The 5,610-nt window shown below is 53.0% G+C and carries 5 protein-coding genes and 1 riboswitch; of the genes, 3 read left to right on the top strand and 2 right to left on the bottom strand.

Features of this window, described 5'->3' with window-relative positions; translation table 11 throughout:
- The 3 genes from Q0482_RS09750 to Q0482_RS09740 all read left to right on the top strand — a co-directional run.
- The coding region (locus Q0482_RS09750) for a hypothetical protein (protein WP_299145874.1) at positions 1-212 on the top strand (212 nt) is incomplete at its 5' end.
- A gap of 240 nt (positions 213-452) precedes the next feature.
- The gene (locus Q0482_RS09745; protein WP_299145873.1) at positions 453-1,406 is read left to right on the top strand and encodes a glycosyltransferase family 2 protein; all 954 of its coding nucleotides are present in this window, start codon (positions 453-455) and stop codon (positions 1,404-1,406) included.
- A 100-nt stretch (positions 1,407-1,506) separates the two neighbouring features.
- Positions 1,507-2,691 (top strand): RuBisCO large subunit C-terminal-like domain-containing protein, encoded by a 1,185-nt coding sequence (locus Q0482_RS09740; RefSeq protein ID WP_299145871.1) that lies wholly within the window; start codon positions 1,507-1,509, stop codon positions 2,689-2,691.
- Between the two features lie 133 nt (positions 2,692-2,824).
- Here Q0482_RS09740 and Q0482_RS09735 read toward each other — a convergent pair whose 3' ends face one another.
- Both Q0482_RS09735 and Q0482_RS09730 read right to left on the bottom strand, forming a co-directional pair.
- Positions 2,825-3,730, bottom strand: coding sequence for a carbon-nitrogen hydrolase family protein (locus tag Q0482_RS09735; RefSeq protein ID WP_299145870.1), 906 nt, complete (start codon positions 3,728-3,730; stop codon positions 2,825-2,827).
- 104 nt (positions 3,731-3,834) lie between these two features.
- Positions 3,835-5,148 (bottom strand): OFA family MFS transporter, encoded by a 1,314-nt coding sequence (locus tag Q0482_RS09730; RefSeq protein WP_299145869.1) that lies wholly within the window; start codon positions 5,146-5,148, stop codon positions 3,835-3,837.
- Between the two features lie 66 nt (positions 5,149-5,214).
- Positions 5,215-5,300, bottom strand: a riboswitch (ZMP/ZTP riboswitch).
- Positions 5,301-5,610: the final 310 nt, after the last annotated feature.

The following is a 5,610-nucleotide window of genomic DNA, read 5'->3' as shown; positions in this document are numbered from 1 at the left end:
AACACCGCTTTGACAAAGACGACAAAGACGGCGGACACCGCTACGAAGGCCGCCACGAACGCCGCTTTGACAAAGACCACAAAGACGGCAGCCGCCGCTACGAAGGACGCCATGAACACCGCTTTGACAAAGACCACAAGGACGGCAGCCGCCGCTATGAAGGACGGGGAAGACATGCTCCGCCGCCTCCGCCGGAAGACGCTCAATTCTAATCTCACTATTTTATATTTATCGTAATCCAATACCCTCTGACAAAAGAGCAGGACTCCCCTCCTGCTCTTTTCCTTTGTCTTTATAAAAATTTTAAAATTAATTAACGCCACGGCCTAAAGAAACCGATATAATGTCATTAATCGACGGATCCGCACCGTTTCAGCCGGTAAAATCGTCAAACCGCCCCCTTTTCTGTGTTATAATATACATTGGCATATAGCCTGACCTGGAGGATTATTATGATATCAATTGTGACGCCTGTCTATAATGAAGAAGGCAACGTGGTTTACTTTCATGATGAAGTGACCCGGGTCATGAAAGACCTGGCCATGGACTATGAAATCATCTATGTAAATGATGGCTCCCGGGACAGAACCGATGAGCTCATTCACGAACTGGCCAGCCGCGACCCCCATGTGCGGGCCCTTACCTTTGCCCGGAATTTCGGGCACCAGATTGCCATTACCTGCGGCATGGACTTTGCCAAAGGGGACGCAGTAATTACTATGGACGGAGATATGCAGCACCCGCCGGCCCTCATTCCCAAACTGATTGAAAAATGGCAGGAGGGCTATGACATTGTGCAGACCATCCGCACCGCTACCGAAGACGCAGGTCCCCTGAAAAAGCTCACCTCCTCCGGCTACTATGCGGTCATCAATTCCATTTCCACCACCCGGGTGGTGCCGGGAGGCTCGGATTTCCGCCTCATGGATAAAAAAGCGCTGGACACCTTCCGGAAATTCCGGGAACACAGCCGCTTCATCCGGGGCATTGTAGGAGGACTCGGCTTCAAGCAGGCAGCCATTGAATTTGAAGCACCTGCCCGCCACGCCGGCGTCTCCAAATTTTCCATGAAAAAAATGCTTCATTTTGCGATGGACGGCATTATTACCAACTCCACCATCCCCCTGCGGATTTCCTTTTATATAGGACTTCTCGCCGCCTTTGCAGGATTCCTGCTGATTCTCCACGTGCTCTACTGTGTCATCACCGGACAGGCGGTGCCCGGCTGGGCCACCATGACCATCCTCATTTCCATTTTCGGAAGTTTGAACCTCATGTGCCTTGGGATTCTTGGCGAATACATAGGCCATGTATTTGAGGAAACGAGGAACCGTCCCCTGTACTGGCTCTCCGACGATACAGCCGCCCATCCCGATAACCCCTATCGTCAAACCTACGAAAAATGAAATCCCCGTTGATTTCCCTTATTTCCAATTTCATAAGGCAGAAGGCAGCGGGATTTCCCGCTTCTTTTGAGTGACTGCCTCCTGCCGGGAAGGATAAGTTATGAGTAATACCCCCTTTTTTGAAAGCGAACTTTTTGCAGAACTGAAAGAAGACCTCACCCAGTCATCCCGTTTCACCGCCACCTACCGCATTGCGGCTCCCGACTACGAAGAAGCCAAGAAGCTGGCCTTCGGCATCTGCGTAGAACAGACGGTGGAATGCCCCTACGAACTGGTGGAAGGCACTCCCATCGGCGACACCATTGTGGGCCAGATCGAGGACCTGAAGAAAGCGGAACCCGGCGCCTACTACGCCACCATTTCCTACGACCCTTCCGCTGTAGGAAATGAAATGGCGGAGCTTCTGAATATGCTTTTCGGAAATACAAGCCTTCAGCCGGGTATCAAGCTCATGTCCTTCGACCTTCCCGAAGCCATGTATGACAACTACCCCGGCCCCCGCTTCGGCCGTACCGGCCTCCGTGACCTCTGCGGCGTCCCCCGGGGCCCCATCCTCATGAGCGCTATCAAGCCTCTGGGCAGAAGCCCCAAAGAACTGGGAAAAATGGTATACGACCTGGCCATGGGCGGCTGCCCCATCATCAAGGACGACCACAGCCTTATGAACCAGGACTACGCCCCCTTCGAAGAAAGAGTGCTCCAGTGCGTCATGGCCCTTGCCGACGCCAAAGAAAAGACAGGTAAGAAGAGCATGTACATTGCCAACTGCACCGCCGACGGCCTCCAGTTCCTGGACCGGGCCTACAAGGCCAAGGAAATCGGTGCCGACGGCATTATGGCAGCTCCGGCCATCACCGGTTTTACCATGATCCGCGACCTGGCCAGGGATCCGGACTTCAACCTCCCCATCTTCCTCCACCCCTGCTTCTCAGGGCCCCAGGTCCTTTCCAAAGACTCCGGCATATCCCCTTTCTGCTACTACGGCCAGCTCTCCCGCCTCGCCGGCGCCGACGCCGTCATTTTCACCAGCTTCGGCGGCCGTTTCTCCTTCTCCCAGGACGTCTGCACCAGAATCTGCGAAGGCACCAACGAAAAAATGGCCTACCTCCGCTCCATCTTCCCCATCCCCTCCGGCGGCATGAGATGGCAGCTCTTCAAAGACATGTACCGCGTCTACGGCCCTGACACCATTTTCCTCGTAGGCGGCGCTCTCCAGACCGAAGGCCCGAACCTCACGGAAAATGTGAAATTCTTCCTGCAGAAACTGGAAGAAGCGCAGCAGTGAGACAGTGGGACAGTGGGACAGTGAAATATAGTGCCATCCTCCACTGTCATTTCGAAAATTTTTGAAGAAAGCAAGAATAATAAAAAAGACTGCGAAGAAATGTCTGCATTTCCTCACAGTCTTTTTTTATGCTTTATTTTCCGAAATCAGGGTCCTTCAGGATATCCTTGTACATTTCAATGTACTTGTCCGGCCTCCAGTCCGTGCCGTCTACGGCAGGGTTATGTTTGAAGGCATACCGGCTGGCCAGGGACAGGTCCACCGTAGCAGTAAACATTTCGATTTCCGGTGCATCTTCGTCCGTAAATTTCCGACCTGCATAGTAATAGAAGGACCAGGGATGTTTCTGTCCGGGGCCAAGAATGCAGCTGCCTCCCCAGAAATAGTTATCCACATCCAGGCCGCCGATATTGGCAGAGGCGATATAAATGCCATTCTGGATGACAGAAGCTTCCAGGGTAGGAGAGCCGAAATAAGGGCCGTGGCATTTGGCCAGGGCGGTGCTGTTAATCAGGAGACGGCATCCTTTAGCCACATAATACCTGGTAAGTTCCGGGAAGGCATAATTATCATAGCAGATGGCGCAGCCGATGGGGCCCCATTCGGAATGAAGAATGAAGGGCTTATCCCCTCTGGTGGCCCAGTTCGGTTCCGGCGAAGGCAGGTGCATTTTGTGATAGGCCCCTTCCAGTCCCTTCGGCGAAAAAATGGCCAGGCCATTATAAATGATATCCGGATTCTTGTCATCCCTGATGGGCATGCCGAAAATTACATACATGCCCAGCTTCTTTGTAAGCTCTGCCACTTCCAAAGTGCTTGGCCCCGGCACTGTTTCTGCCAGTTTGTACTGCATCTTTTCCTTGAAAGGCTTATCTGCTTCATCGTCGTAGCCGGTGAGGCTCATTTCCGGGAATATAACAATCTGGCTGCCTTTGCGGTAAGCGCATTCGATGTATTCTTCAATCCGTTTCAGGTTGGACGCCTTATCGCCCCATACCGGATGAAAAGTAACCACAGAAATCGTACAGATATCCTTCATAGCAAGACCCCCTTGAAAACGAAGAAGGTGCCTACAGGGGAAATCCCTATAAGCACCTTCGCTTAATTTTTATGCCTCAAGTATAGTCCTCTTCGAAGGCAAAGTCAAATCCTTTCTCCGGATACCATAGTCGTTTTTACTCTGGTCCCATGAAAATCTTTTTCTTCCTTCACTGCCCATTTTCTCTTGTCCACTTCATTCCGCCAGCGGAGTACGGCGGCAATGACGAAGGCCAGTGCCAGCATGGCGGAGAAGAGATGAAGGGTGGCTGCATAACCGCCGGTATTTTCCTTCATGAAAGCCAGGATGAGGGGACCTGCCACGCCGGCAATGCCCCAGGCGGTCAAGATGGATCCGTGAATGGAGGAAAGCTGCTTTACGCCGAAAATATCGGAAAGATAGGCAGGCATGCAGGAGAATCCGCCGCCGTAGCAGCTGATGATAAGGAGCACCAGGGCCTGGAAAATGAGGCCTTCCGTAGTCATGGAGAGCTGGTAGAATGCCCATACTTCCAAAGCGAAGAATACCATGTAGGTAATGCCCCGGCCTATCCAGTCGGAAATGGTGGACCACACGATACGGCCGCCGCCGTTAACGATACCGATAATGCCCACCAGGGAAGCAGCCTCTACCGGAGTCATGCCGATGACTTCCTGGGCCATGGGAGAAGCTACCGCCAGAAGACCGATGCCGCAGGTAATGTTGGTGAAGAAAATCCACCAGAGAGCAAACCATTTCCAGGTATGCATCGCTTCCTTCCTTGTCATCTGGGGACCTACCAGGGTTCTCTTATTTCCTTTCGCAGCTTCCCGGCGGAGCACTTCTTCCAGCATGACCGGGATTTCACCCTTCTTCGGCGGGCGGAGATAGGAAGCGGAAAGGGAAATAATCACCGCATAGGCAATGCCCAGAATGAGGAAATTGGTGGTAAGGCCGTAGGTATCGGTGAGGAAGCGCATGAGAGGGCCTGCCACCAGTGCCGCAAAGCCGAATCCCATAATAGCCAGGCCCGTAGCAAAGCCGCGGTGTTCAGGGAACCATTTCACCAGAGTGGATACGGGGGTAATGTAGCCGGTGCCAAGGCCTATGCCGCCGATCATGCCGTAAAAGATATAAAGGAGCAGGGACGACTGCATATGTACTGCCAGTGCCGTGCCCAGAAGGCCGGTGCCGAAGAAGGCCGCCGATACCAGGCCGGACCGGGCCGGACCCATCCGTTCCACCACGCCGCCCAGGAAGCCGGCGGACAGTCCCAGAAATAGAATGGCAATAGAAAAGGCCCAGGTGGTTTCCGAAAGGGAAAGACCCATAGCCGCCATGACCGGCTTCGTCAGTACACTCCATGCATACACACTGCCGATGCAGATGTGGATGCCCACAGCTGCCAGGGCAATAAGCCAGCGATTCTTCTTTTTCATAAGAAATCCCTCCATAAGCATAATGCAATGAAGGGAAACCGGAGACGCAAAGACCGTCTGAGTAGGTTTCCCTGCCCAGACGGTCGGCTGATTCAGAAAATACCGGTCCACGTGGTTAATTCCACATTTCTCCGTCAGTTCCGGTACCTCTTTCGTTTGTGTTTACAGGATAGCACGGAAATGAAACCATGTCAATGATTTTCTATATGGGTGTGAGTGAGCTGGTGGGAAAGTGAGAAAGTGGGACAGTGGGACAGTGGGACAGTGAGAAAGTGAGAAAGTGAGACAGGGAGACAGTGAGACCGCTGTACTCTGACTGCTATCCGCTGACCGCTGGCGTGCCGGACTGTATTTTCGGATGCCGGTAAGGAGCTCATAATGCAGGAAGCTGTGAAGAAATGATTGAACATTTTTCACAGCCCCGACCGCCTGCGGCGGCCTCCCCCTTCCACCACTACGTGG

It is taken from the genome of uncultured Dialister sp. (genome assembly GCF_937959425.1).
Lineage (GTDB): Bacteria > Bacillota > Negativicutes > Veillonellales > Dialisteraceae > Dialister.
This window is presented reverse-complemented; position numbering and strand designations above follow the sequence as displayed.

Coding starts and splice junctions, on each gene's coding strand:
- Q0482_RS09745 (WP_299145873.1), top strand. CDS start 453: ATGATATCAATTGTGACGCCTGTCTATAATGAAGAAGGCAACGTGGTT.
- Q0482_RS09735 (WP_299145870.1), bottom strand. CDS start 3,730: ATGAAGGATATCTGTACGATTTCTGTGGTTACTTTTCATCCGGTATGG.
- Q0482_RS09740 (WP_299145871.1), top strand. CDS start 1,507: ATGAGTAATACCCCCTTTTTTGAAAGCGAACTTTTTGCAGAACTGAAA.
- Q0482_RS09730 (WP_299145869.1), bottom strand. CDS start 5,148: ATGAAAAAGAAGAATCGCTGGCTTATTGCCCTGGCAGCTGTGGGCATC.